Origin of the sequence: Achromobacter sp. HNDS-1, from assembly GCF_040084795.1 — a bacterium.
Lineage (GTDB): Bacteria > Pseudomonadota > Gammaproteobacteria > Burkholderiales > Burkholderiaceae_B > Achromobacter > Achromobacter ruhlandii.
Genome location: NZ_CP157584.1, coordinates 4502748 through 4528143, shown reverse-complemented (window position 1 = coordinate 4528143; position 25396 = coordinate 4502748). Strand labels below are relative to the sequence as shown.

Here is a 25396-nt window from a genome sequence, read left to right as displayed (position 1 = left end):
CGCCATGGCGCGTTTCTTTATCGATCGCCCCGTTTTCGCGTGGGTGATCTCGCTGCTGATCGCGCTGATCGGCCTGTTGTCGATCCGCGCGCTGCCGGTGGCGCAGTATCCGGACATCGCTCCGCCCGTCGTCAACATCGGCGCCAGCTATCCCGGCGCCTCGGCCAAGGTGGTCGAGGAAGCCGTCACCGCCATCATCGAACGCGAGATGAACGGCGCCCCGGGGCTGATGTACACCTCGTCCAGCAGCGATTCGACCGGCTGGGCCAGCATCAACCTGACCTTCAAGCAAGGCACCAACCCCGACATCGCGGCGGTGGAAGTGCAGAACCGCCTGAAGGCGGTCGAGCCGCGCCTGCCGGAATCCGTGCGGCGCGACGGCGTGCGCGTAGAGAAGGCGGCGGACAACATCCAGCTGGTGGTGTCGTTGAAGTCCGACGGCAGCCTCGATGACATGCAGCTGGGCGAACTGGCGGCCTCCAATGTGCTGCAGGCACTGCGGCGGGTCGAGGGCGTGGGCAAGGTGCAGTTGTTCGGCGCGGAAGCGGCGATGCGCATCTGGCCGGACCCGGCCAGGCTCACCGCCCTGTCGCTGACGCCGGGCGACATCGTCTCGGCCCTGCGCAGCCACAACGCGCGCGTCACCATCGGCGAACTGGGCAACCAGGCCGTGCCGAAGGACGCGCCGCTGAACGCCAGCATCGTGGCGGGGGAATCGCTGCACACGCCGGAACAGTTCGCCAACATCCCGTTGCGGGCGCTGCCGGGCGGCGCCACGCTGCGCCTGAAGGACGTGGCGCGGGTGGAGCTGGGCGGCACCGACTACATGTACCTGTCGCGCGTCAACGGCATGACGGGCACCGGCCTGGGCATCAAGCTGGCGCCCGGCTCCAACGCGGTCGAGACCACCCGCCGCATCCGCGAAACCATGCGCGAACTGGCGCAGTATTTCCCGCCGGGCGTGAGCTGGGACATCCCGTACGAGACCTCCACCTTCGTCGAGATCTCGATCCAGAAGGTGCTGATGACGCTGCTGGAGGCGGTGGCGCTGGTGTTCTGCGTGATGTACCTGTTCATGCAGAACCTGCGCGCCACGCTGATCCCGACGCTGGTGGTGCCGGTGGCGCTGCTGGGCACGCTGGGGGTGATGCTGGGACTGGGCTATTCGATCAACGTGCTGACGATGTTCGGCATGGTGCTGGCCATCGGCATCCTGGTGGACGACGCCATCGTGGTGGTCGAGAACGTCGAGCGCATCATGGCCGAGGAAGGCCTGTCGCCGCATGACGCCACGGTCAAGGCCATGGGCCAGATCAGCGGCGCCATCGTCGGCATCACCGTGGTGCTGGTGTCGGTGTTCGTGCCGATGGCGTTCTTCGACGGCGCGGTGGGCAACATCTACCGCCAGTTCGCCGTGACGCTGGCGGTGTCGATCGCCTTCTCGGCCTTCCTGGCGCTGTCGCTGACGCCGGCGCTGTGCGCCAGCCTGTTGAAACCGATCCCGGCGGGCCACCACGAGAAGCGCGGCTTCTTCGGCTGGTTCAACCGCGCCTTCGCGCGCCTGACCACGCGCTATACGGCGCGCGTGGCCGGCGTGCTGGCGCGGCCGGCGCGCTTCGGGCTGGCCTACGCGCTGGTGATCGGCGTGGCGGCGCTGCTGTTCGCGCGCCTGCCGTCGTCGTTCCTGCCGGACGAGGACCAGGGCAGCTTCATGGCCATGGTGATCCTGCCGCAAGGTTCGCCGCAGGCCGAGACCATGGCCGTGGTCAAGGACGTCGAGCGCTACATGATGGAACACGAGCCGGTACAGTACGTGTATTCGGTCAACGGCTTCAGCCAGTACGGCAGCGGCCCGAACTCGGCCATGTTCTTCGTCACGCTCAAGGACTGGAAGGCGCGGCGCGATGCCTCGCTGCACGTCGATGCGGTGGTCAAGCGCATCAACGAGGCCTTTGCCGACCGCAAGAACCTGATGGTGTTCGCGCTGAACTCGCCGCCGCTGCCGGACCTGGGCTCGACCTCGGGCTTCGACTTCCGGCTGCAGGACCGCGGCGGCCTGGGCTATGAGGCCTTGACGCAGGCGCGGCGAAAACTGCTGGCGGCGGCGGCCGAGCATCCGGCGCTGACGGACGTGGTGTTCGCCGGCCAGGAAGAGGCGCCGCAGCTGCAGTTGCGCATCGACCGTGACAAGGCGCAGGCCATGGGCGTGCCGATCGACGAGATCAACACCGCGCTGGCGGTGATGTATGGCTCGGACTACATCGGCGACTTCATGCTCAACGGCCAGGTGCGGCGCGTGACGGTGCAGGCCGACGGCAAGCGCCGCGTGGACGTGGATGACATCTCGCGCCTGCACGTGCGCAACCTGCAAGGCCAGATGGTGCCGCTGTCGGCGTTCGCCACGCTGAAGTGGTCGATGGGGCCGCCGCAGCTGAACCGCTACAACGGCTTCCCGTCGTTCACCATCAACGGCTCGGCGGCGCCGGGCCACAGCAGCGGCGAGGCCATGCGCGCCATGGAGGCGCTGGCGGCCGAGCTGCCGCGCGGCATCGGCTTCGACTGGTCGGGCCAGTCATACGAAGAGCGGCTGTCCGGCAACCAGGCGCCGGTGTTGTTCGCGCTGTCGGTGCTGATCGTGTTCCTGGCGCTGGCGGCCCTGTATGAGAGCTGGTCGATTCCGCTGGCGGTGATCCTGGTGGTGCCGCTGGGCGTGATCGGCGCGCTGCTGGGCGTGACCGTGCGCGGCATGCCCAATGACATCTACTTCAAGGTCGGCCTGATCGCCACCATCGGCCTGTCGGCCAAGAACGCGATCCTGATCGTGGAAGTGGCCAAGGACCTGGTGCGCGATGGCCAGGGCATCCTGTCCGCCACGCTGGAAGCCGCGCGGCTGCGGCTGCGGCCGATCGTGATGACCTCGCTGGCCTTCGGCGTGGGCGTGCTGCCGCTGGCGCTGGCCAGCGGCGCCGCCTCCGGCGCGCAGGCCGCCATCGGCACCGGCGTGCTGGGCGGGATCATTACCGCGACCGTGCTGGCGGTGTTCCTGGTGCCGCTGTTCTTTCTTATCGTGGGGCGCATGGTCGGCATGCGCGCCCGCCCCGCGCGCCCCGAGGGCCGCGAATCGCTGGAGACGACGCCATGAAACCCGTGGCAATGACCCTGCTGGCGCTGGCGCTGTCCGGCTGCTCGCTGGCGCCCACCCATGAGCGCCCCGCGGCGCCGGTGCCGGCGCAATACGACACGCCGGCGCAGCCCGGCCAGGCGGCCGCGCCACAGGACTGGCGCGCCTATTTCAACGACCCGGCGCTGCAGGCCTGGATCACGGCCGCGCTGGCCAACAACCGCGACCTGCGGGTGGCGGCATTGCGCATCGAGGAGGCGCGCGCGCTGTACGGCGTGCAGCAATCGGAACGCCTGCCATCGATCGACGCCAGCGGCGAATTCAGCCGCGGCCGCGCCACCGAACCGGGCCAGTCCGGCACGGCGGTGTCCAGCCGTTATCGCGCCGCCGTCGGCATTACCGCCTTCGAACTGGATTTCTTCGGCCGGGTGCGGAGCCTGTCGGATGCCGCGCTGGCGCGCTACCTGGCCAGCGAGGAGGCGCACCGCGCCGCCACGCTGGCGCTGGTGGCAGAGACGGCGACGGCCTACTTCAACCAGCGTTCGCTGGCCGAGCAACTGCGCCTGACCGACGACACGCTGGCGCTGCGCGAGACCTCGCTCAAGCTGACCCAGCGCCGCTACGACGCCGGACTGGAGACCGCCATCGGCCTGCGCACCGCGCAGATGCTGGTCGAAAGCTCGCGCGCCACGCGCGCCGAGCTGACCCGCGAGGCCAACCTCGCGCGGCATGCGCTGGGCCTGCTGGCGGGCGATTTCGCGCTGCCGCTCGGCGTCGATCCGGCGCCGCTGGAGAGCCAGAGCCTGACGCCGCTGGCGGCCGGCCTGCCGTCCGAGCTGCTGACGCGCCGCCCCGATCTGCGCCAGGCGGAACAGGCGCTGCGCGCGGCCAATGCCGACATCGGCGCGGCGCGCGCGGCATTCTTCCCGTCGGTGCAGCTGACCACCGACATCGGCACCACCGCCGACCGCTTCTCGGACCTGTTCAGCGGCGGCACCGGCGGCTGGAGCTTCGCGCCGCGCCTGACGCTGCCGATCTTCAACGCCGGCCGCAACCGCGCCAACCTGTCGCTGGCCGAGACCCGCAAGCACATCGCGGTGGCGCAGTACGAGGGCAGCATCCAGGCGGCGTTCCGCGACGTGGCCGACGCCCTGTCGGCGCGCGACGCGCTGCGCGACCAGATCGAGGCCCAGCGCAAGGTGCGCGACGCCGACCGCGAGCGCCAGCGGCTGGCCGAGCGGCGCTATGCGCGCGGGGTGGCGAACTACCTGGAGACGCTGGAGGCCCAGCGCAGCCTGTTCGAATCCGAGCAGGAGTACATCCGGCTGCAGCAGCGCCGGCTGGTCAATGCGGTGGATCTGTACAAGGCGCTGGGGGGATGGGACGACGGCGCATCGCCGGCGTCCTGACGCGGCCCGGCCCTCACGCTACGGGGTACGTCGGCGGGAAGGATCAGGCGCGCGCGCTGACGCGGTAGGCGCAGCGGCGCGCGCCCAGCAGGATGTGCTCTTCGCGCTCGACCCGCACGCCTTCGCCCAGCACTTGTCGGAACAGTTCCAGCTCGCTGCGGCAAAAGCCCATGCAGGCCTGGGCCGCCGCACAGATGGGACAGTGGTTCTCGATGAACAGGAAGTCGTCGCCGTCGCGGCGCATCTCGGCCATGTAGCCCTCGGCCGAACGCACCCGCGCCAGGCATTCGAGCCGCCGCGGCAGATCGCGGGCGCCTTCCAGCGCCTGCCGGTAGGTCGCCAGCATGGCGGCCTCGCGCACCGCAATCAGCTTGTCAACGCCGTCGTCGCCGAACACCTGGCGCACGGCGTTGATCATCTGCACCGTCATGTCGGCGTGCGTGTCGGGGAAGCGGCGCTGGCCGGCGTCGGTCAGGAACCAGATCTGCGTGGGCCGGCCGCGCCCCGCGCTGCGGCTTTCCGAATCCACCAGGCCGTCCGCGTGCAGGCGCGCCATCTGCTGGCGCACCGCCTCGGCCGTGACCTCGAGCGCCTTGGCGATGACCGCCACCGACTGCGGCCCGCGCGTCTTGAGCGTCATGAGCACGCGGTCCGCCGGCTGGTGCGGTTGCCAGGAAATGGGATGGGACAGGGTATCGTCGGACATGGAAGGTCGGAAAGGCGCCAGGCCCTTATGGTGCCACGAACCGCGCCCGTCAGTCAGCCGGCCGGCGCGGGCGCGAGCGACTGCGCTCGCGGGGGCTCCGTTTCCGACGGCGCCTCCCAGCCGCCGCCCAGCGCCTTGTAGAGCGCGACCAGGCTGGTGTAGGAGGCCGTTTCGGCCTGCGCCACCGCGTCCTGCGCCCGCAGCTGCGTGCGCTGCGCGTCCAGCACCGTCAGGTACGGCGTGCCGCCTTCGCGGTAGCGCAGGCGCGCCAGTTCCGCCGCCCGGGCGCTGTGGGCGGCCGCCTGCGCCAGGTTGCCGAGCCGCTGCTGGGTCTGGCCGTACTGCGTCAGCGCGCCCTCCAGTTCCTCCACCGCCTGCAGCACGGTCTGCTCGTAGCGCGCCACCTCGCCCTGCGAACGCGCCTGGGCGGCGCGCTTGCGCGCCAGCGCAGTGGGCAGGTGCAAGGCCGGCCAGTTGACGCCGGGCGCCACGCTGAAGGCGCGGCTGGAAGCGCTGCCGAAATCGGCGCCGCGCAGGGCCACGAAGCCGAGGAAGCCGCCCAGGTCGATGCGCGGGTACAGCTCGGCGGTGGCCACGCCCACGTCGGCATTGGCCGCCGCCATGTTGCGCTCGGCCGCCCGGATGTCCGGACGGCGCGACAGCAAGGCGCCGACGTCGCCGATCGGCAGGCGCGCCGCCAGCGGCGGCCGCGGCGTGGCCGCGTCCAGTTCGCCCAGCTCCACCGGCCGCAGGCCTGCCAGCACCGCCAGGCGGTACAGCGCCAGGCGCCGCGCGGTTTCCTGCAGCGGTACGCTGGCCTGCACGGTTTCCAGGTCGGCGCGGGCGCTGGCAAGATCGCCCTCGTCGCCCCGGCCCGCCGACACCATGGCCTGGATCACGCGCAGGCTGTCGCGCTGGCTGTCCAGGTTGGCGCGCGCCACCGCCAGGCGTTGTTCGGCGCCGCGCAGCTCGAAGTAGTTGCGCGCCACCTCGGCCACCACCACGATGCGGGCCTGCGCCAGGTCGGCGGCCTGGGCCTCGCTGCGCGCCGCCGCGCCCTCGGCCGCGCGCCGCAGGCGGCCGAACAGGTCGATCTCCCAGGCGGCGTCAAAGCCGGCGCGGTAGCTCTTGGCGAGGTTGCGCTCGCCCGCGATGCCGGGGTTGGCCTGCGACAGGCTGCGCTCGAAGCGCCCGCCCAGCGTCACGGTGGGGAACTGGTCGAGTTCCTTCTCGTCCAGCACCGCGCGCGACTCGGCCAGGCGGGCCTGGGCGATGCGGATGTCGTGGTTGCGTTGCAACGCCAGCGTGATCAGCCGGTCCAGCTGCGGGTCCTGCAGCTGCTTCCACCAGTCCTGCTGCAGCCGGTCGGTGGAGAACAGCGCCTGCTCGGGACTGGCCAGCGCCACTGGCGCGGCCTGGGGTTTCTGATAGTCGGGGCCCACCGCGCAGCCGGCGGTGGCCAGCGCGGCCAGCAGCGCCGTGGCGCCGCGGCGCAGGCGTTTGGAGAGGTCAGGATGTTTCATGATGGTTCCTCAATGCGTGGCGGCGGGCCGCGAGGTCGCGACCGGCAACGTGTCCTCGGCCTGGGCCTGCGCCAGTTCGCGAGCGCGCGGCGTGTCGTTGGCGGCGCGGTGGTCGCGCGCCAGCACGGTGTAAACGGTGGGCAGCACGAACAGCGTGAACAGCGTGCCGACCAGCATGCCGACCACGATCACCAACCCCAGGCTGTAGCGGCTGTGGGCGCCGGCGCCGCTGGCGAACAGCAGCGGAATCAGGCCCACCACCATGGCCGCGGTGGTCATCAGGATCGGGCGCAGGCGGATGCGGGCGGCGTGCTCCATGGCGCTGCGCCGGTCCAGGCCGTGGCTGACCTGCATCTCGTTGGCGAATTCCACCATCAGGATGCCGTGCTTGCTGATCAGCCCGATCAGCGTCACCAGCCCGATCTGGGTGTAGATGTTGATGGTCGCCATGCCCAGCGCCAGCGGGATCAGCGCGCCGCAGATCGACAGCGGCACGCTCACCAGGATGATGAACGGGTCGCGCAGGCTTTCGTACTGCGCCGCCAGCACCAGGTAAATGACGATGATGGCGAAGATGAAGGTGATCATCAGCGCCGAGCCTTCCTGGCTGAACTGGCGCGCGTCCGATTGCCAGTCGTAGCTGAAGCCGGCCGGCAGCTGCTGCGCCTGGCGCGTCAGGAACTGGACCGCGTCGCCCATGGTCACGCCCGGCATCGGGATGGCCTGGAAGGTGGCGGCGTTGAGCTGGTTGAACTGGGTCAGCTTGTTGGGCTCGACGCCCATCGACACCGACACGAAGTTCGACAGCGGCACCTGCGCGCCGCTGGCGCTCTTGACGTAGTACCGCGCCAGCGACTCGGGCGAGATGCGCTGCTGGCGCAGGCTCTGTGGGATCACGTCGTACGAGCGGCCGTCCATGCCGAAGCGGTTGACGTAGTTCTCGCCCACCAGCACCGCCAGCGTGTCGCCCACCGCCTTCATGGTGACCCCCAGGCTGTTGGCCTTGGCGCGGTCCACCTTCAGTTGCACCACCGGGTTGTTGTAGTCCAGGTCGCTGTCGACCACCATGAACAGGCCGCTGGCGCGCGCCGCCTGCTTCAGGTTTTCCATGGCCTCGTACACCACCGGGTAGTCGGCCGCGCTCATGATGACCATCTGCACCGGCAGGCCGCCGGTCGAGCCCGGCAGCGGCGGCAACTGGAAGGCGAAGATGTTGCTGCCCTCGATCTGGTTGACCATCGACTGCATGTCGGCCTGGATCTGGTCGGCCGAGCGCTTGCGCTCGTGCCAGTCGACGAAATTGACGCCGCCGATGCTGTTGGAGACGCCGTCCGAGCCGTTGATGAGCCAGCGGCCCTTCTGCTCGGGCAGCGTCGCCATCACGTCGTCCCACTTCTTGCCGAACTTCTCGACGTAGTCGATGTTGGCCTGCTGCGGCGACTTGATCGCGGTGAGCACGGTGGACTGGTCCTCGACCGGCGCCAGTTCGCGCTGGGCGGCGTTGTACAGGAACGGCAGGCTGGCCATCACCGCCACCGCCAGCAGGCCGGTGACCCAGCGGTGATGCAGCGACACATCCAGCAGCCGGCCGTAGCCCTGGCCCAGGCGATTGAAGAAGTGTTCGGCGCGGCGCGCCATCCAGCCCTCGGAGACGTGGCTGTTGAGCAGGAACGAACTCATCACCGGCGACAGCGTCAGCGCGATGACGCCCGACACCACCACCGCCCCCGCCAGCGTGAAGGCGAATTCCTTGAACAGCGACCCGGTCAGGCCGCCCATCAGGCCGATCGGCGCGTACACCGCCGCCAGCGTGATGGTCATGGCGATGACCGGGCCGGCCACTTCGCGCGCGCCGATCAGGGCCGCGCGCACCGGCGACTTGCCTTCCTCGATGTGGCGGTGCACGTTCTCGACCACCACGATGGCGTCGTCCACCACCAGGCCGATGGCCAGCACCATGGCCAGCAGCGTCAGCAGGTTCACGCTGAAGCCGAACAGCGCCATGATGGCGGCGCCCCCGAGCATCGACAGCGGAATGGTGATCACCGGGATCAGCACCGCGCGCAGCGAGCCCAGGCACAGGAAGATCACCGCCACCACGATGACGATGGCTTCCATCAGCGTATGCACCACGCCGTCGATCGAGGCGCTGATGAAGCGCGCCAGCTCGAACGGCACCTGCACGCTGGTGCCCGGCGGCAGGTTCTGCTTGATGTTGGGCAGCAGCTCGTTCAGGCGCTTGACGATCACCAGCGGGTTGCCGACCGGCGTGGCGTTCAGGCCGAAGTACACGGCCGGCTCGCCATCCATCAGGCCGCTGGAGTCGGTCGAGGCCGCGCCCAACTCCACGGTCGCCACGTCGCCCAGGCGCACGATGGCGTCGCCCTCGCGCTTGATGACCATGTCGCGGAACTCGGCCACGTTGACCAGGTCGGTGTTGACTTTGATGTTGGACACCACGTACAGGCCCTTGGCCTGGCCGGGCGCGGCCTGCACGTTGTTCTGGCGCAGGGCCTCGGCCAGTTCGCCGGCCGAGAGGCCGCGCGCGGCCAGCCGGTCGGGGTCGAGCCAGACCCGCATCGCCAGCTTCTGGCCGCCGTACAGTTCCACGCTGGCCACGCCGTCGATCGACGACAGCTGCGGCTGCACCACGCGCGACAGGTAGTCGGTCAGCGCCGGCAGCGACATGGTCGAGCTGGAGAACCCCACATAGGCCACGGCCGTCGCCTCGCCGGCGGACTTGACCAGCACCGGGTCGTAGGCGTCCTGCGGCAGGCGGTATTTGACTTCGTTGACCTTGGCCATGACCTCGGTCATGGCCTTGTTGGAATCGGCGTTGAGCTTCATGCGTACCGTGATCACGCTGCGGCCCTGGGTCGAGGACGACGACAGGTAGTCGATGCCCTCGACCGTGGCGACGGATTGCGCGATGGGCTGGGTGACGAAGCCCTGCATCAGGTCGGGCGAGGCGCCCGGGTACTGCGTGGTGATGGTGATGGTGGTGCTTTCGGTCAGCGGGTACTGGCGGATCGGCAGGCCGCTCAGGGCGCGCAGCCCCATCAGCAGCAGCAGTGTGCTGACCACCAGCGCCAGCACCGGCCGGCGCACGAACAGATCGGTGAACTTCATGATCGGCTCCGTGGGTTCAGCGGGCTTGCGCCACGGAGTGCGACGCGGCGTCCAGCGCCACGGTGTCCTGGGCGCTGATCTCGACCGGCGCGCCGTTGTGCAGGCGCAACTGGCCCGAGGTCACCACGCGGTCGCCGGGCTTGAGGCCCTTGGTCACCACCACCCGGCCGCTGGCGCGCTCGGCGGTCTGCACGTAGGCCTGGGTCACGGTCGGCGGCGCCGATGCTTCGCCGGCCTTGGGCGGCGTCACCACATAGACCGAGTCGCCGTAGGCGCTGTAGCTGACAGCGGTTTCCGGCACGGTCAGCACGCCGGGCCGCGGCGGCAGCACCACCTGGCCGTGGGCGAACATGCCCGCCGCCAGCGCGCCGTCGGCATTGGCCAGCGTGGCCTGCACGCGCACGGTGCGCGAGCCAGGATCGACCTGCGGCTCGATGGTGGTGACGGCGCCTTCGAAAACCCGTCCGGCGTGGGCGTCGACCGTCACGGTCACCGGCTGGCCGGCGCGCAGCGCGCCCAGCGCCTGTTCCGGCAGGGTGAGGTTGGCGTAGACGCTGGCCGCGTCGGTCAGCGACACCAGCGGATCGCCGGCGCGGGCGAACTGGCCCAGATTGACGCGGCGCACGCCGAGCACGCCGTCGAACGGGGCCTTGACGCGCTTCTGTTCGATCAGCGCCTGGATGCGCTTGATTTCGCCGGCGGCCTGGTCGTAGTCGGCCTGGGCCTGGTCCAGTTGTTCGCGGGTCGCGGCCTGCAGCGGCACCAGGCGGCGGGTGCGCTCCAGCAACGCCCGGGCGTTCCTGGCCTGGGCCTGCAGGCGCGCCAGTTCGCCCTGCTCGGGCGCGTCGTTCAGTTGCACCAGCAACTGCCCGGCGCGTACCCGCTCGCCAGGCGTGAACAGGATCTGCGCCACCCTGCCATCGACTTCGGCCGGCACCAGCACCTGCCGCGTCGCCTCGATCGAGCCGATGCCCGACAGCGCCGCCGGGAAGTCGGCCTGCAACACGGGCGCCACCGCCACCTTGGCCGGCGCCATGGCCCAGCCGCCCTTGTGCTGCGCGCCGCCGAATTTCCAGTACAGCCCACCCCCCGCCACCACCGCCAGGGCCAGCACCCCGGCGACCCATGCACCCGATTTCGCCTTCATGATTCTCTCGCTATTTATCAAAGGAATGGCTTGGATAATCCTAGAAAAATCAGACGAAGTCAAAAAACCTAAAGTAATGTTGAGGATTGAGGAAATCTATCGACGCAAACGGGCAAGAAAAAAAACCGCCGGCGAAAGCCGGCGGTTTGCGGGAAAACGGGTTGGCGCCTGGGGCGCGGCGTATCGCGCACCGCCAGCGCCAGGGATCGGCGCCACGTGACAGGCGGGCGCTATGTCTACGTGCGCACCATGTGCAGGTAGTGGCGGTGACGCTCGTACTGGTCGAGGATGTCGCCGATGACGGCGTCGCGGCTCCAGCCCATGATGTCGTAGTCCTGTCCGCCCTCGCGCAGGTGGACCTCGGCGCGGAAGTACTTGCGTTCCTCTTCGTCGGCGGCCTCCTCGGGCGTCAGGCTGGGCCGCACGAAGGCCTGCGGCTGCACCGAATAGAAGAAGTCCAGGTGTTCGCCGTGGTTCACTTCCAGCACCACGCCGCCCTCGCCGTCGCCTTCCTTGACCGCCACCGCGTAGCCCTGCTTGCGCAGTTCATCGGCCACGTCTTCCAGGGCCGGGGTCACCACGTCCGTGATAAAGCGCAACACATGGGCGCGGCGCGGCATCATGACCATGTTGCGCAGCCGCCGTTCCCACGACTGGCCGCCGCGCGCCGGGCGCGACAGCGTCAGCGACTGGTAGCGGATGCCGCGCTTGGTGGCATCGAGCTTGAGGGCCTTGAACAACCCCCACAGCGACAGCAGCAGGATGACCGAGAACGGCAGCGCGCTGGCGATGGTGGCCGTCTGCAGCGCCGTCAGGCCATCGGCCAGCAGCAGCGCGATGGCCACCGCGCCCATCGACAGCGACCAGAAGATGCGCTGCCACACGGGCGTGCGGTCGGCGCCGCCCGAGGCCAGCAGGTCCACCACCAGCGCGCCCGAATCCGCCGAAGTGACGAAGAACACCGCCACCATGGCAATGGCGAAGATCGATATCACACCGCTCCACGGCAACAGCTCGAAGAACGCGAACAGGGCCAGGGAGTTGTCGTCCTTGACGGTGTCGGCGAACCCCTTGATGCCGTCGACCAGAATGAAGTGGATGGCGGTGTCGCCGAATACGGTCATCCAGAACAGCGTGAACCCGGCCGGCACCAGCAGCACGCCGCTGACGAATTCGCGGATGGTGCGGCCACGCGAGATGCGGGCGATGAACAGGCCCACGAACGGCGACCAGGCGATCCACCAGCCCCAGTAGAACAGGGTCCAGCCGCCGATCCAGTCGGTCGGCTCATACGCATACAGGTTGAAGGTCTTGTTGACGATGTCCGACAGGTAGGCGCCGGTGTTCTGCACGAAGGTCTGCAGCAGGAACACGGTGGGGCCGGCCACCAGCACGAACAGCAGCAGGATCACCGCCAGCACCATGTTGGCTTCGGACAGAATGCGGATGCCCTTGTCCAGGCCGCTGGCCACCGACAGCGTGGCCAGTCCGCAGGTGATGACGATCAGGATGATCTGCGGCATCACGCCCACGGGAATGCCGAACAGATGGTTCAGGCCGCTATTCATCTGCGCCACGCCCAGCCCCAGCGAGGTGGCCACGCCCAGCACCGTGCCGATGATGGCGAACACGTCGACCGCGTGGCCGATGGGGCCGTGGATGCGGTTGCCGATCAGCGGATACAACGCCGACCGCAGGGTCAGCGGCAGGCCGTGGCGGAAACTAAAGAAAGCCAGCGTCAGCGCCACCACCGCGTAGATGGCCCAGGCGTGCAGGCCCCAGTGGAAGAAGGTGATCTTCATGGACTCGCGCGCGGCGGCCGCGGTGGCGCCCTCGCCCACCGGCGGCGACATGAAGTGCATGACCGGCTCGGCCACGCCGAAGAACATCAGGCCGATGCCCATGCCCGCCGAGAACAGCATGGCGAACCAGGTGAAGTTGCGGTAGTCGGGCTCGCTGTGGTCGGGCCCCAGCTTGATGTCGCCATAGCGGCTGATGGCCAGGAACGCCACCGACAGCAGGATGATGGCGACCACCAGGATGTAGAACCAGCTGGCGTTGCCCAGGATCCAGGCCTGGACGGCTTCGAACAGGCTCTGCGCGGCCTTGGGCGCGGTGATCGCGAAGCCCACCAGCAGCAGTGTGAACACCGCCGCCGTGAAAAACACTGGACGATTGATGGTGGATGGTCGGGTTTCTGAAGACATGCTGCCGCTCCTTTCGCCCGAGGGATGCCGAAGGCAACGGCGCTGGCCCCCTCAGTCCAGCCGGCGCGCCGCCGTTATTACTATCATGCCGCCGCTGGCGGCGACAATGCCCGCATGGCCCTGAGCGCGCTGCGCCCGGCATTCGGTCCCGGACCGGCCGCGCGGGTCGTCGTCGGGCCGGGCGGCCCTAGCCGGGGTCGCGTTCGCCGAACACCACGCGGCGGAAAAAGCCCGCCAGCACCGATTCGGTGGTCTCGGCGCTGACGTTCTGCGGGTCGAAGGCGAAGCTGAACTGCATGCCGTCGGACAGCGCCAAGAGGCCGATGGCCAGTTCACGCGCGGGCAGCGGCAGTGGCGTGCCGACGCGCTCGGAAAACTGGCGGATGTATTCGGTGGTGGCGTCGCGCAGCTCGCCCATGCAGGCAATGAACCCGACCCGGAACTCGGGGTCGCGGGCGGCCTGCAGCTTGGCTTCCATCCACAGCAGGAAGCACTCGTTGTCGCGGAAATGGTTGCTGTAGTAGTGCAGCACGCTGTCTTCCATCTGCTGGCGGGTTTCGCCGGCCTCGAAGATGGCGCGCATATCGCCCATGACGTTTTCGTGGTCGCGCTTGAGCAACTGCAGGAAGAGTTCGGACTTGCTGGCGAAATTGGAATAGAAAGCGCCGCGGGTATAGCCGGCCAGCTCGGCGATGTCCTCGACGCTGGCCGCCACGAAACCCTTGGTCAGGAAGATCGATTGCGCGGCATCGAGCAGACGCTGGCGCGTCTGGTCACGGCTTTGCTCTCGGGTAAGGCGGACTTTTGACATGCGCCGATTCTATCATCTGGAACGATTTCAGATTCATACTTGTATTTGAATACATGGCCGCATTAGAATCCATCCCGTATCGGATTGCCAGGGTGACCGCCGGCCTGGAACGGCCTGCCCCCTCGCGTCCCGCCCCCTCCTCCTGCCCGCGTCGCGAGGTGTTTCGTGAATTCTTCAGGTTCTTGCGCGCCCGTCGCCGCGCGCAATCCCGCCGCCGCCGCGGCGTCTTCCCGCCTTTCCCCGCGCCGCCGCTGGCCGGCGCTCGCCCTGGCGCTGACGCTGGCGCTGGCCGGCTGCGGCAGCAAGGAAGCCGAGGCGCCGCCGCCGCGCCCGGTGGTGGCCATGCCGGCCAAGGCCGACGCCGCGCTGCCGGCCTGGACCCTGCCGGGCGAAGTGCAGGCGCGCTACAGCACGCCGCTGTCGTTCCGCGTGGGCGGCAAGATCATCGAACGCAAGGTGCGCCTGGGCGACACGGTCAAGCCCGGCCAGGTGGTCGCCCGGCTCGATCCCGCCGACGCCACCAAGAACGCCGCCGCCGCCCGCGCCCAGCTGTCGGCCGCCCAGCACCAGCTGGACTACGCCAAGCAGCAACTGGACCGCGACCGCGCCCAGGCCCGCGAAAACCTGATCGCCGCCAACCAGCTCGAACAGACGCGCAACGCCTACGCCTCGGCGCTGGCGCAACGCGACCAAGCGGCGCAACAAGCCGCGCTGTCGGCCGACCAGCTCAACTACACCACCCTCGTGGCCGACCATGCCGGCGTCATCACCGCCGAACAGGCCGACACCGGCCAGAACGTGGCGGCCGGCCAGGCGGTCTACAACCTGGCCTGGTCGGGCGACGTCGACGCGCTCTGCGACGTGCCCGAAAGCGTGCTGGCGGGACTGGCCATCGGCCAGCGCGCCACCGTCACCCTGGCGCCGCTGCCCGGCAAAACCTTCAGCGCCGTGCTGCGCGAGATCGCGCCGGCCGCCGATCCGCAGAGCCGCACCTATCGCGCCAAGCTGACGCTGGAGTCGCCCTCGCCCGAGGTGCGGCTGGGCATGACCGCCAACATCAGCTTCGACAACCGCCAGGCCAACGGCGCCACCACCTACACGGTGCCGGCGACGGCGCTGTTCCATGACGGCACCGAGCCCGCCGTCTGGATCGTCAAGCCGCAGGAAGACACCCTGGAGCTACGCCGCGTGCAGGTGCTGCGCTACGACGCGCGCAGCGTCACCCTGTCGCAGGGCGTGCAGGCCGGCGAGCGCGTGGTGTGGCAAGGCGTGCACGCCGTGTCGGCCGGCGAAAAGGTCCGCGCGGTGCCGCCGCTGCACCCCGAGGACTTCGCATCATGAGCGCGCCGGTTCCCGAGAATCAGAACGCCGCGCACCGCCACGAGGAAGGCAAGTTCAACCTGTCGGCCTGGGCCCTGCGGCACCAGCCGCTGGTAATCTTCCTGATCACGCTGGTGACGCTGTTCGGCGTGCTGTCGTATTCGCGCCTGGCGCAGTCGGAAGACCCGCCCTTCACCTTCCGCGTGATGGTCATCAAGACCCTGTGGCCCGGCGCCACCTCGCAGCAGGTGCAGGAACAGGTCACCGACCGCATCGCCAAGAAGCTGCAGGAAACGCCGTCCACCGACTTCCTGCGCAGCTACTCGCGCCCCGGCGAGTCGCTGATCTTCTTCACCATGAAGGACTCGGCCCCGGCCAGCGAGGTGGCCAACGAGTGGTACCAGGTGCGCAAGAAGGTCGGCGACATCGGCGCCACCCTGCCGCAAGGCGTGCAGGGGCCGTTCTTCAATGACGAGTTCGGCGACGTCTACACCAACATCTACACCCTGGCCGGCGACGGTTTCTCGCCGGCGCAGTTGCGCGACTACGCCGACAATCTGCGCACGGTGCTGCTGCGCGTGCCGGGCGTGGCCAAGGTCGACTACTTCGGCGAACAGCCCGAGCACGTCTACATCGAGATCAGCAACACGCAGCTCACGCGCCTGGGCGTGTCGCCGCAGCAGATCGCCGAGGCCATCAACAGCCAGAACGCGGTGTCCAGCGCCGGCACCCTGACCACCGCCGACGACCGTATCTTCGTGCGTCCCAGCGGCCAGTTCCAGGACACCCGGGCGCTGGCCGAGACGCTGATCCGCGTCAACGGCAAGTCGATCAGGCTGGGCGACATCGCCACCATCCATCGCGGCTACGACGATCCCCCGGCCGAGCAGATGCGCACGCGCGGCCAGCCGGTGCTGGGCATCGGCATCACCATGCAGCCAGGTCAGGACGTGGTGCACCTGGGCAAGGCCCTGGAGGCCAAGTTCGGCGAGCTCAAGGCGCGGCTGCCGGCCGGCCTGACGCTGACCGAGGTGTCGAGCATGCCCAAGGCGGTGTCGTTCTCGGTGGACGAATTCCTGCGCTCGGTGGCCGAGGCCGTGGCCATCGTGCTGATCGTCAGCCTGGTGTCGCTGGGGCTGCGCACCGGCATGGTGGTGGTGATCTCGATTCCGGTGGTGCTGGCGGTGACCGCGCTGTTCATGGACATGTTCGGCATCGGCCTGCACAAGGTCTCGCTGGGCACGCTGGTGCTGGCGCTGGGCCTGCTGGTGGACGACGCCATCATCGCGGTCGAGATGATGGCGGTGAAGCTGGAACAGGGCTGGAGCCGCGCGCGCGCCGCCGCCTTCGCCTACACCAGCACCGCCTTCCCGATGCTGACCGGCACGCTGGTGACGGTCGCCGGCTTCCTGCCGATCGCGCTGGCCAAGTCCAGCACCGGCGAATACACCCGCTCGATCTTCCAGGTGTCGGCGATCGCGCTGATCACCTCGTGGTTCGCCGCGGTGGTGCTGATCCCGCTGCTGGGCTACCGCATGCTGCCCGAGCGCAAGCGCGAGGCGCACCTGCCCGATGACCACGAGCATGACATCTACAACACCCGCTTCTACCAGCGCCTGCGCGGCTGGGTGGCGTGGTGCGTGGACCGCCGCTGGCGCGTGCTGCTGGCAACGGTGCTGGTGTTCATCCTGTCGATGGCCGGCTTCGGCCTGGTGCCGCAGCAATTCTTCCCCAGCTCGGACCGCACCGAGCTGCTGGTGGACGTGCGGCTGCAGGAAGGCGCCTCGTTCGCGGCCACGCTGCGCCAGGTCGAACGGCTTGAAAAAGTGCTGGACGGCCGGCCCGAGATCGCCCATTCGGTGAGCTTCGTCGGCACTGGCGCGCCGCGCTTCTACCTGCCGCTGGACCAGCAGCTGGCCACGCCCAATTTCGCGCAGATCGTCATCACCGCCAACTCGGTGGAAGACCGCGAGAAGCTGGCGCACTGGCTCGAGCCGGTGCTGCGCGAGCAGTTCCCGGCGATCCGCAGCCGTCTGTCGCGGCTGGAAAATGGCCCGCCGGTGGGCTTCCAGGTGCAGTTCCGCGTCAGCGGCGACAAGATCCCCGAGGTGCGCCAGGTGGCCGAGAAGGTGGCCGCCGAAGTGCGCGCCGACAGCCGCTCGGTCAACGTGCAGTTCGACTGGGACGAACCGTCCGAGCGCTCGGTGCGCTTTGACATCGACCAGCAGAAGGCCCGCGAGGTCGGCGTAAGCTCCAACGACATCTCCAGCTTCCTGGCGATGACGCTGTCCGGCTACACCGTGACGCAGTACCGCGAGCGCGACAAGCTGATCAACGTCAGCCTGCGCGCCCCCGACAGCGAGCGCGTCGATCCGGGCCGCCTGGCCACGCTGGCCATGCCCACGCCCAACGGCCCGGTGCCGCTGGGCAGCCTGGGCCAGGTGCGCTACGGCCTGGAATACGGCGTGATCTGGGAACGCGACCGCCAGCCCACCATCACCGTGCAGGCCGACGTCAAGGCCGGCGCGCAGGGCATTGACGTGACCCACGCCATCGACAAGAAGCTGGACGCGCTGCGCGCCGAACTGCCGGTGGGCTACCGCATCGAGGTCGGCGGCCCGGTCGAGGAAAGCGCCAAGGGCCAGTCGTCCATCAACGCGCAGATGCCCATCATGATCGTGGCGGTGCTGACGCTGCTGATGGTGCAGCTGCAGAGCTTCGCCCGCGTGCTGATGGTGGTGCTGACCGCGCCGCTCGGCCTGATCGGCGTGGTGGCCGCGCTGCTGCTGTTCGGCAAGCCGTTCGGCTTTGTCGCCATGCTGGGCGTGATCGCGATGTTCGGCATCATCATGCGCAACTCGGTGATCCTGGTCGACCAGATCGAGCAGGACATCAGCGCCGGGCACAAGCGCGTGGACGCCATCGTCGGCGCCACGGTGCGGCGCTTCCGCCCCATCACGTTGACGGCCGCGGCCGCGGTGCTGGCGCTGATCCCGCTGCTGCGCAGCAACTTCTTCGGTCCCATGGCCACGGCCCTGATGGGCGGCATCACCAGCGCCACGGTGCTGACGCTGTTCTTTTTGCCCGCGCTGTACGCGGCCTGGTTCCGCGTGCGCCACGACGAGCGCGAGGAACCCGAAGGCGTGCCGCCCGGCGCCCACGCCGGCGACAACGTAGAACGAGGAGCCTGACGATGTCCCTCCGTCTCCCGACCCCGGCCTGGCGCCTGGCCACCCTGCCGCTGTTGCTGGCGCTGGGCGCCTGCGCCTTCGCCCCCGATAGCAAGCCGCCAGCGATGGCGCAGCCCGCGCAATACGGCGTCGAAGCGCTGCCCGCCGCCGGCGCGCCGGCGCAGGGCGTGGCGCAGCGTTATGCACGCGACGGCCGTCCGGTGCCCGAATGGTGGAAACGCTTTGGCTCGGACGCGCTCAACGCCATGGTGGAAGAAGGCCTGGCCAACAGCCCGGACCTGGCCGCGGCCGAGCGCAATCTGGCCGGCGCGCGCGAACAGTTGCGCGGACAGGTCAATTCGTCGCTGCTGCCATCGGTGGATGCCGGCGCCGACGTTTCGCGCAAGCGCGCGCTGACCATGCCGAACCTGCCGCAACCCACGGCGCTCTACAACGTCTTCACCGGCCAGGTCCAGGCCAAGTACGACCTCGACCTGTTCGGCGCGGCGCGCTTCGAGAACGTGTCGCGCGCGGCCCAGGTGGAACAGCAGGCCTATCAGCTCGAATCGGCGCGCCGTTCCCTGGCCGGCAACATCGTCACCGGCGCCATCACCTCGGCGTCGCTGGCCGAGCGGGTGGCGTTGACCGAAAAGCAGGTGGTGCTGGCGCGCCAGGTGGCGCGCGACACCCAGCGCCGCTACGAACTGGGCTCGGCCTCGCAGAACGACGCGCTGCAGGCCGACCAGGACGCCGCCACGCTGGAAGCCTCGCTGCCGGGCCTGCGCGCGCAATGGCAGGCCACGCGCCACGCGCTGGCGGTGCTGATGGGCCGCAGCCCGGATCAGGCCCCGCCGGACCTGGCCTTCGCCATGATCGCGGTGCCCGAGGAGGTGCCGGTGCTGGTGCCATCCGAACTGCTGGCGGCGCGGCCCGACATCCACGTCGCCGAGGCCGTGCTGCGCGCGGCGGCGGCCGACGTCGGCGTGGCCACGGCGCAGTTGTTCCCCAGTCTGTCGCTGTCGGCGTCGATGGGCAAAGGCGGCTTCAGCTGGCCAACGGCGCTGTCGGGCGCGGGCTCGATCTGGGCGGTGGGCGCGTCGCTGACGCAGCCGATCTTCCACGGCGGCGCGCTGCTGGCGGAACGCAGCGCCGCCAAGGAGCGCTATGAGGCGGCGGTGCTGCAATACAAGCAGACCGTGCTGACCGCCTTCCGCGACGTGGCCGACACCCTGGCGCAACTGGAGGCGGACGGGCAGGCGCTGGCCTCGGCAGAGGCCTCGCGCCGGGCCGCGGAGCAGTCGCACCGCAACACCGCCAACCGCGTGCGCCTGGGCGCGCTGGCGCCCTACACCGCGTACGCCAGCGAACAGCATTACGTCGCGGCGCGGGTGCGGGAAGTGGAATACGCCAATGCCCGCCTGACCGAGACGGCGGCGCTGTTCCAGGCGATGGGTTCGCCGGTGCGCGCGTCGCAGGCGCCGGGGCAACGGGCCAACGAAGGTGCGGCGGCCAGGCCGCAAGCGGCTCAACCTCAGCAGCAGCAGCAGCAGCAGCAGCAGCAGCAGTGACCGCTACGCCGCGCTGCCCGCGCGGCGCCCACAGGCCCCCGACGCCTACGGCGCGGGGGCCTGTTCCTTGATGCGGGAAGCGAGCACCACGGGGTCGATGCGCCGCTCTCCCCCGCAACAGCGCCGTACCCGTCCTTGCCCGGTCTTGTTGAGCCCGATCGCCGGGAAGGTCACCGGCAGCGCGCCCAAGGCGCCCCCCGAAGCCCGCTAGTGTCCTACCGGACGCGGACGGTGTCCGTGCCGGGCAGCCGCCGCGAGCCAGGTCCGCGTCTGCGCTCCATCTCCGGGCAAACCCTCGGTAATATTGGCGCCAAAATAAGCTAATATTTTTGCAACATTCTCCCCTTCCCCGACCTCACGGCGCCGCGCGCCGCTATCCGTCCATGACCCAGATCACCCAATTCCCGTTCGTATCGGTCTCCGGTACTCCCGAGGCCCGTGGCCGCGCCTATGGCCAGCAGGCCGCCGACCGCGTGCGCAAGAGCGCCGCCATGTACGGCCAGACGCTGGTCGATCTGGGTTACGACGCCATGGCGCGCACCCGCCTGATCGAAAGCTTCGCCCGTGAGATCGAGAACTTCGCGCCGCACTATCTAGAGGAAATGCGCGGCATCGCCGCCGGCGCCAACGTGCCCTTCGAAGACATCGTGATGGTCAACGCCCGCACCGAAGTCATCGCCAAGGCCCGCGCCGAAAAGAAGAAAGCCGCCGAACTCGAACCGGGCGACGGCTGCACCGGCGCCCTGATCCTGCCGACCCGCTCGGCCAACGGCCGCCTGATCCACGGCCAGAACTGGGACTGGCGCGCCGAATGCGCCGAGACCGCCATCGTGCTGCGCGTGCGCAACGACAACGGCCCGGACATCCTGACCTTCGTCGAGGCCGGCGGACTGGCCCGCAGCGGCCTGAACAGCGCCGGCGTGTCGATCACCGCCAACTACCTGGAATCCGACCGCGACTTCCGCCAGTTGGGCGTGCCGCTGTCGCTGATCCGCCGCAAGGTGCTGGAGCAGGAACACTTCGCGCTGGCCATCAAGGCCGTCAGCACCACCCAGAAGTCGTGCTCGAACAACATCATGATCGGCATGGCCGCCGGCTTCGGCGTGGACTACGAGTGCACCACCGATGAAGCCTTCCCGATCTACCCGGGCGCCGACGACCTGATCGTGCACGCCAACCACTGGGTCAGCGAAGTCGCGCTGGGCAAGCTGCGCGACACCGGCCGCGCCAGCACCCCGGAAAGCGCCTACCGCGACTGGCGCGTGCGCCGCCTGCTGAACGAGAAGGACAAGCTGACGCGCGAAGACCTCAAGCGCGCGCTGTTCGACGACTTCGGCACGCCCTACTCGGTCTGCCGCCCGCCGCGCCCGGGCAGCCACGACAACCTGTCGGCCACCGTCGCCATGGTCGTTATGGAGCCGGCCGCCGGCCTGATGGAAGTGGCGCCGCTGCCGGCGCTGAACCGCACGTTTACCCGCTACAGCCTGGACGCCGAGCCCGAGCTGCTGGCCGCGGCCTGATCTCTGCCAGTCCCCTGAACCGTTGGCGGCGGCCGGATGCCCGGCCGCCCGCGCCCTCCCTGGAAACGCATCGATGACAATCAAACTCCTGAACACCGCGATTGCCCTGGCGCTGGGCGCGCTGAGCGGATCAGCCTGGGCCCAGGCGCCCGCGCCGCTGCGCATCTCGTTCACCGCCGACATCCGCTCGACCGAACCCGGCGTGAACCGCGACAGCAACAGCGACGCGGTGGTGCTGCACGTCGTCGAGGGCCTGGTGGCCTACGGCGAGGATGCCGAGGTCCGCCCGCTGCTGGCCGAGTCCATCGACATCAGCCCCGATGGCAAGACCTACACCTTCAAGCTGCGCCAGGGCGTCAAGTTCCACAACGGCGCGCCGCTGACCTCGGCCGACGTGCTCTGGACCTGGCAGCACTACACCGCCGCCAACGCCGGCTGGCGCTGCGCCAGCGAATTCGATGGCCGCGGCACCGTCAAGGTCACCGGCGTCGAGGCGCCCGACGCCCAGACCGTGGTCTACCACCTGGAAAAACCCAGCAGCCTGTTCCTGGCCTCGCTGGCGCGCGCCGACTGTGGCGGCACGGGCATCCTGCAGAAGGCCTCGGTCAAGGCCGACGGCAGCTGGGACAAACCCATCGGCACCGGCCCCTTCGCCTTCGCCGAATGGAAGCGCGGCGAATACGTGCGCCTGACCAGGTTCGCCGACTACGCCAACCGCGACGGCAAGCGCGACGGCTACACCGGCTCCAAGCGCCCCCTGGTCGATGAAGTGCGCTTCGTCATCGTGCCCGACGACTCCACCGCCAAGGCCGCCCTGCAACGCGGCAACATCGACATCATCGAAGACGTCTCCAACAACGACGTGCCGGTGTTGCAAGGCACCCCCAACGTCAAGGTCGCCTACGCGCCCGTCATGAGCATGACCGCGCTGCTGCTGCAGACCAGGGACCCGCTGCTGTCCAATCCCAAGATCCGCCAGGCCCTGGCCCACGCCATCGACTACGACCAGTTGGCCGCCGCCGTCACCGAAGGCCTGGCCAAGCCCAACAACTCCATCGTCCCGCTGGTCTCGCCGTACCACGACGCCACCCAGAAGGAAGGCTGGAAATACGACCCGGCGCTGGCCCAGAAGCTGCTCAAGGAAGCCGGCTACAAGGGCCAGGAACTGGAGCTGATCACGACCAAGCGCTACCCGCAGTCGTACAACTCCGCCGTCATCATCCAGGCCATGCTGCAGGCCGTCGGCATCAACGCCAAGCTGTCCGTGTCCGAATGGGCCACCCAGCTCGACCGCTACAACGCCGGCACCTACCAGATGATGACCTTCCCGTACTCCGCCCGCCTGGACGCGGCGCTGAACTACGAAATGGTCACCGGCGACAAGGCCAAGCAGCCGCGCAAGGTCTGGGACAACCCCGACGCCCAGAAGCTCCTGGACGCCGCCTCGGTCGACACCGACCACGCCAAGCGCCAGGCCGCCTTCGACCAGCTGCACAAGCTGTTCCTGGCCGACGTCCCCAGCATCCCGCTCTACAACGGCCTGGACATCGGCGCCTTCCGCAGCGATATCAAGGGCTACACCCCCTGGGCCGTGAAGAAGCCGCGCGCCTGGGAAGTGGAGCGCGTGGCGAAGTAACCCGCGCAACGCCAAGCAAAGAGGCCGCGAAAAGCGGCCTCTTTGCATTGCAAATAAACAGCGGCAGCCGCAGCCCTCGCGCAGCGCCAAGCCCAACCGCAAGACACCACGTAAGCTCAAAAAGGCCGCCCGCGCGGCCGCCTTTGCGCGGGCCCCGCAAGACTCGCCCCCACCCTCCGTTGCATCCAGGTACCCCAAGCAAAAAAAAACCGCCCCGGCAACCGTCAAGCTTCAACGGTCGAGTCCGGGGCGGCGTTGGCCTGGCGTGCGCGGGGCGTGTAGATGCGCCCGAGGGAATCTGTAGGAACAGCCGCAGGCTGTGACGAAGATGACAACGGGGAAGTCCGGAGCGAACGCTCCGGACCGCAATCGTAGCCCCGCGCACGCCAGGCCAACGCCGCCCCGGACGGCACCAAAAAGAGACCGCCCGAAAAAAGCGACTTACTTGCCAACGATCTTAGTCTCCCAAGCCCGCGGCTTCCCCTCCCAAACCGAAAACCCCTGCACCCGCTTGTTGGTCGCCCAAGCATCCGCCCCGTTATAAAGCACCAACAAAGGCGTCTGCTCCAGCATCAACGCATGCAGCTGGTCAAACAGCTTCTGCCGCTTCGCCGGATCCGACTCCAGGAAGCTCTCGTCGATCAGCTTCTGCGCCTCGGGATCATCCCAGACCTTGCGCGGCTGCTTGCTCTTGTCGCCCGCGAACTGCTCGAAACTCAGCGCCGGATCGATCCGCGACGAGAACGTGAACGAACTGATCTGGTACTTGCCCGTGTTGTAGCGGTCCAGCTGCGTGGCCCACTCCAGCACCTCGATCTTGGCGTTGATGCCCACCGCCTGCATCATCGCCTGCGCGATCACCGCCACCTGATAGCTCGGCACATGCGCGCGCTTGTTGGCGTAGATCACGATCGGCTCGCCCTTGTAGCCCGCTTCCTTGAGCAACTGCTGCGCGCGCGCCGGATCGTACTTGTAGGTGCGCTTCTCGGCCTCCTGGTAGTAGGCCGACCCCGCGTACACCGCGGAGTTGTTCAACTGCCCCAGACCCTCGGAAGCCGCCGCCACCACCTGCGGAATATCCAGCGCCGCCGCGATCGCCTGGCGCAGCTTGACGTTCTTGAGCACCGGATCCTGCGTCTGGAACAGCAGCGTGTGCTTGGTGGCGTCGTGCGGGCTCATTACAGACACCGCCGCATTGTTCTTCAGCTCGGCCACGTCGGTGATGGTGATCTGGCTCGCGTCAATCGCGCCCGACACCAGGCCGGCCTTGGCGGTCGACGGGTCCGGCACCACCAGGAAGCGGACCTCGTCGGCCAGCGGACGCTTGGCGCCGACGTAGCCGTCCGGCTTATCGCCCGCGCCGGGCGACACGTAGTCCTTGAACGCCGTCAACAACACGTACTCGCCGCGCTTCCATTCCTTGAACTGGTACGGGCCGGTGCCGACCGGCTGCTTCCAGGAGCCATCGGCGTTGACCGAATCCTTGCTCAGGATCGCCGTCATGCCACAGTCGGTGCGCGCCAGCGAATCGAGAAACACCGCCGACTTGCGGTCGATCTTGATGACGACCGTTTGCGCGTCCGGCGCGGTCACGTCGGTGACCTTCAGGCCGTTGCGGCCGTCGAAGTCGCTGCGGCAGCGCCAGTCCGTCTTCGGATCCATATAGCGCTGCCAGCTCCAGAGCACGTCGGCCGATGTCAGCGTGGCGCCATTGTGGAACTTGACGCCGTCGCGCAGCTTGAAGGTATAGGTCAGGCCGTCTTCGGACAGGTCGACCGACTTGGCCAGCAGCGGCGCCACCGTGCCGTTCTCCCGGTAACCAACCAGGCCCTCGACCATGTTCAGCACCACGCCGTCGGTGGTGTTGTCGCGGTTCACGCCGGGATTGGTCGAGCGAATGTCGGCCGGCTGGGCGATGGTCAGGGTGGCGGCCTGGGCCGCGCCCGCGGCGGCCAGGGCCAGGCTGAGCGCGAGCGCTCGGGAAACAGGAAGGTGGTGCATTGTGGAAATCCCCCGGGGGCATGCGGCGCCGGATTCATAACTATATTGGCGCCAAAAATAGCTGCCCATTATGAAGACTTGCGGCTGGGGCGGTATCCGGGGTATCCCTGAAAGCGGCCCCGAAATGA

Annotated in this window: 15 protein-coding genes; 8 read left to right on the top strand and 7 right to left on the bottom strand. The window is 68.8% G+C overall.

What is annotated here, in order from left to right; all coding sequences use genetic code 11:
* Positions 1-4 precede the first annotated feature (4 nt).
* Both axyY and oprZ read left to right on the top strand, forming a co-directional pair.
* Entirely contained in the window at positions 5-3142 is a 3138-nt protein-coding gene (gene axyY / locus ABFG95_RS20925) for a multidrug efflux RND transporter permease subunit AxyY (RefSeq protein WP_175183069.1), read from the top strand.
* Positions 3139-4530, top strand: a complete 1392-nt coding sequence (oprZ, locus tag ABFG95_RS20920; RefSeq protein WP_348994895.1) for a multidrug efflux RND transporter outer membrane subunit OprZ — start codon at positions 3139-3141, stop codon at positions 4528-4530. Before axyY ends, oprZ begins: the two co-directional genes overlap by 4 nt.
* 43 nt (positions 4531-4573) lie before the next feature.
* Here oprZ and ABFG95_RS20915 read toward each other — a convergent pair whose 3' ends face one another.
* Genes ABFG95_RS20915 through ABFG95_RS20900 form a run of 4 tightly spaced genes read right to left on the bottom strand, consistent with a single transcriptional unit; the run spans position 4574 to position 11035 of the window.
* Positions 4574-5236, bottom strand: a complete 663-nt coding sequence (locus tag ABFG95_RS20915; RefSeq protein ID WP_348994894.1) for a metalloregulator ArsR/SmtB family transcription factor — start codon at positions 5234-5236, stop codon at positions 4574-4576.
* 53 nt (positions 5237-5289) lie between these two features.
* The gene (locus tag ABFG95_RS20910) at positions 5290-6759 is read right to left on the bottom strand and encodes a TolC family protein (RefSeq protein ID WP_348994893.1); all 1470 of its coding nucleotides are present in this window, start codon (positions 6757-6759) and stop codon (positions 5290-5292) included.
* A gap of 9 nt (positions 6760-6768) precedes the next feature.
* A complete protein-coding gene (locus tag ABFG95_RS20905; RefSeq protein WP_348994892.1) occupies positions 6769-9888 on the bottom strand; it encodes a MexW/MexI family multidrug efflux RND transporter permease subunit in 3120 nt (1039 codons plus the stop codon).
* 16 nt (positions 9889-9904) lie between these two features.
* Positions 9905-11035 (bottom strand): efflux RND transporter periplasmic adaptor subunit, encoded by a 1131-nt coding sequence (locus ABFG95_RS20900; RefSeq protein WP_348994891.1) that lies wholly within the window; start codon positions 11033-11035, stop codon positions 9905-9907.
* Between ABFG95_RS20900 and ABFG95_RS20895 the strand changes: the two genes are divergently transcribed.
* The gene (locus ABFG95_RS20895; RefSeq protein WP_238907999.1) at positions 11034-11255 is read left to right on the top strand and encodes a hypothetical protein; all 222 of its coding nucleotides are present in this window, start codon (positions 11034-11036) and stop codon (positions 11253-11255) included. The two genes, ABFG95_RS20900 and ABFG95_RS20895, sit on opposite strands and share 2 nt — an antisense overlap.
* Before the next feature lie 16 nt (positions 11256-11271).
* On the opposite strand, the gene betT is transcribed toward ABFG95_RS20895, so the two are convergent.
* Positions 11272-13242, bottom strand: coding sequence for a choline BCCT transporter BetT (gene betT, locus ABFG95_RS20890; protein ID WP_348994890.1), 1971 nt, complete (start codon positions 13240-13242; stop codon positions 11272-11274).
* 187 nt (positions 13243-13429) lie between these two features.
* Positions 13430-14053, bottom strand: coding sequence for a TetR/AcrR family transcriptional regulator (locus ABFG95_RS20885; protein WP_049072001.1), 624 nt, complete (start codon positions 14051-14053; stop codon positions 13430-13432).
* 267 nt (positions 14054-14320) lie between these two features.
* Between ABFG95_RS20885 and ABFG95_RS20880 the strand changes: the two genes are divergently transcribed.
* From ABFG95_RS20880 to ABFG95_RS20860, 5 genes are all read left to right on the top strand, one after another.
* Positions 14321-15394: an efflux RND transporter periplasmic adaptor subunit gene (locus tag ABFG95_RS20880; RefSeq protein ID WP_063584820.1), complete on the top strand. Its 1074-nt coding sequence runs from the start codon at positions 14321-14323 to the stop codon at positions 15392-15394.
* Complete coding sequence (locus tag ABFG95_RS20875) at positions 15391-18564, top strand: efflux RND transporter permease subunit (protein ID WP_175144289.1); 3174 nt, start codon at positions 15391-15393, stop codon at positions 18562-18564. Before ABFG95_RS20880 ends, ABFG95_RS20875 begins: the two co-directional genes overlap by 4 nt.
* Positions 18565-18566: 2 nt before the next feature.
* A complete protein-coding gene (locus ABFG95_RS20870) occupies positions 18567-20111 on the top strand; it encodes an efflux transporter outer membrane subunit (protein WP_054518715.1) in 1545 nt (514 codons plus the stop codon).
* 383 nt (positions 20112-20494) lie between these two features.
* Positions 20495-21631, top strand: coding sequence for a C45 family peptidase (locus ABFG95_RS20865; RefSeq protein ID WP_006393373.1), 1137 nt, complete (start codon positions 20495-20497; stop codon positions 21629-21631).
* A 73-nt stretch (positions 21632-21704) separates the two neighbouring features.
* Positions 21705-23267, top strand: coding sequence for an ABC transporter substrate-binding protein (locus tag ABFG95_RS20860; protein ID WP_059269490.1), 1563 nt, complete (start codon positions 21705-21707; stop codon positions 23265-23267).
* A gap of 441 nt (positions 23268-23708) precedes the next feature.
* Here the strand turns inward: ABFG95_RS20860 and ABFG95_RS20855 are convergent, their stop codons facing one another.
* Positions 23709-25268: an ABC transporter substrate-binding protein gene (locus ABFG95_RS20855; RefSeq protein ID WP_049071993.1), complete on the bottom strand. Its 1560-nt coding sequence runs from the start codon at positions 25266-25268 to the stop codon at positions 23709-23711.
* Positions 25269-25396: the final 128 nt, after the last annotated feature.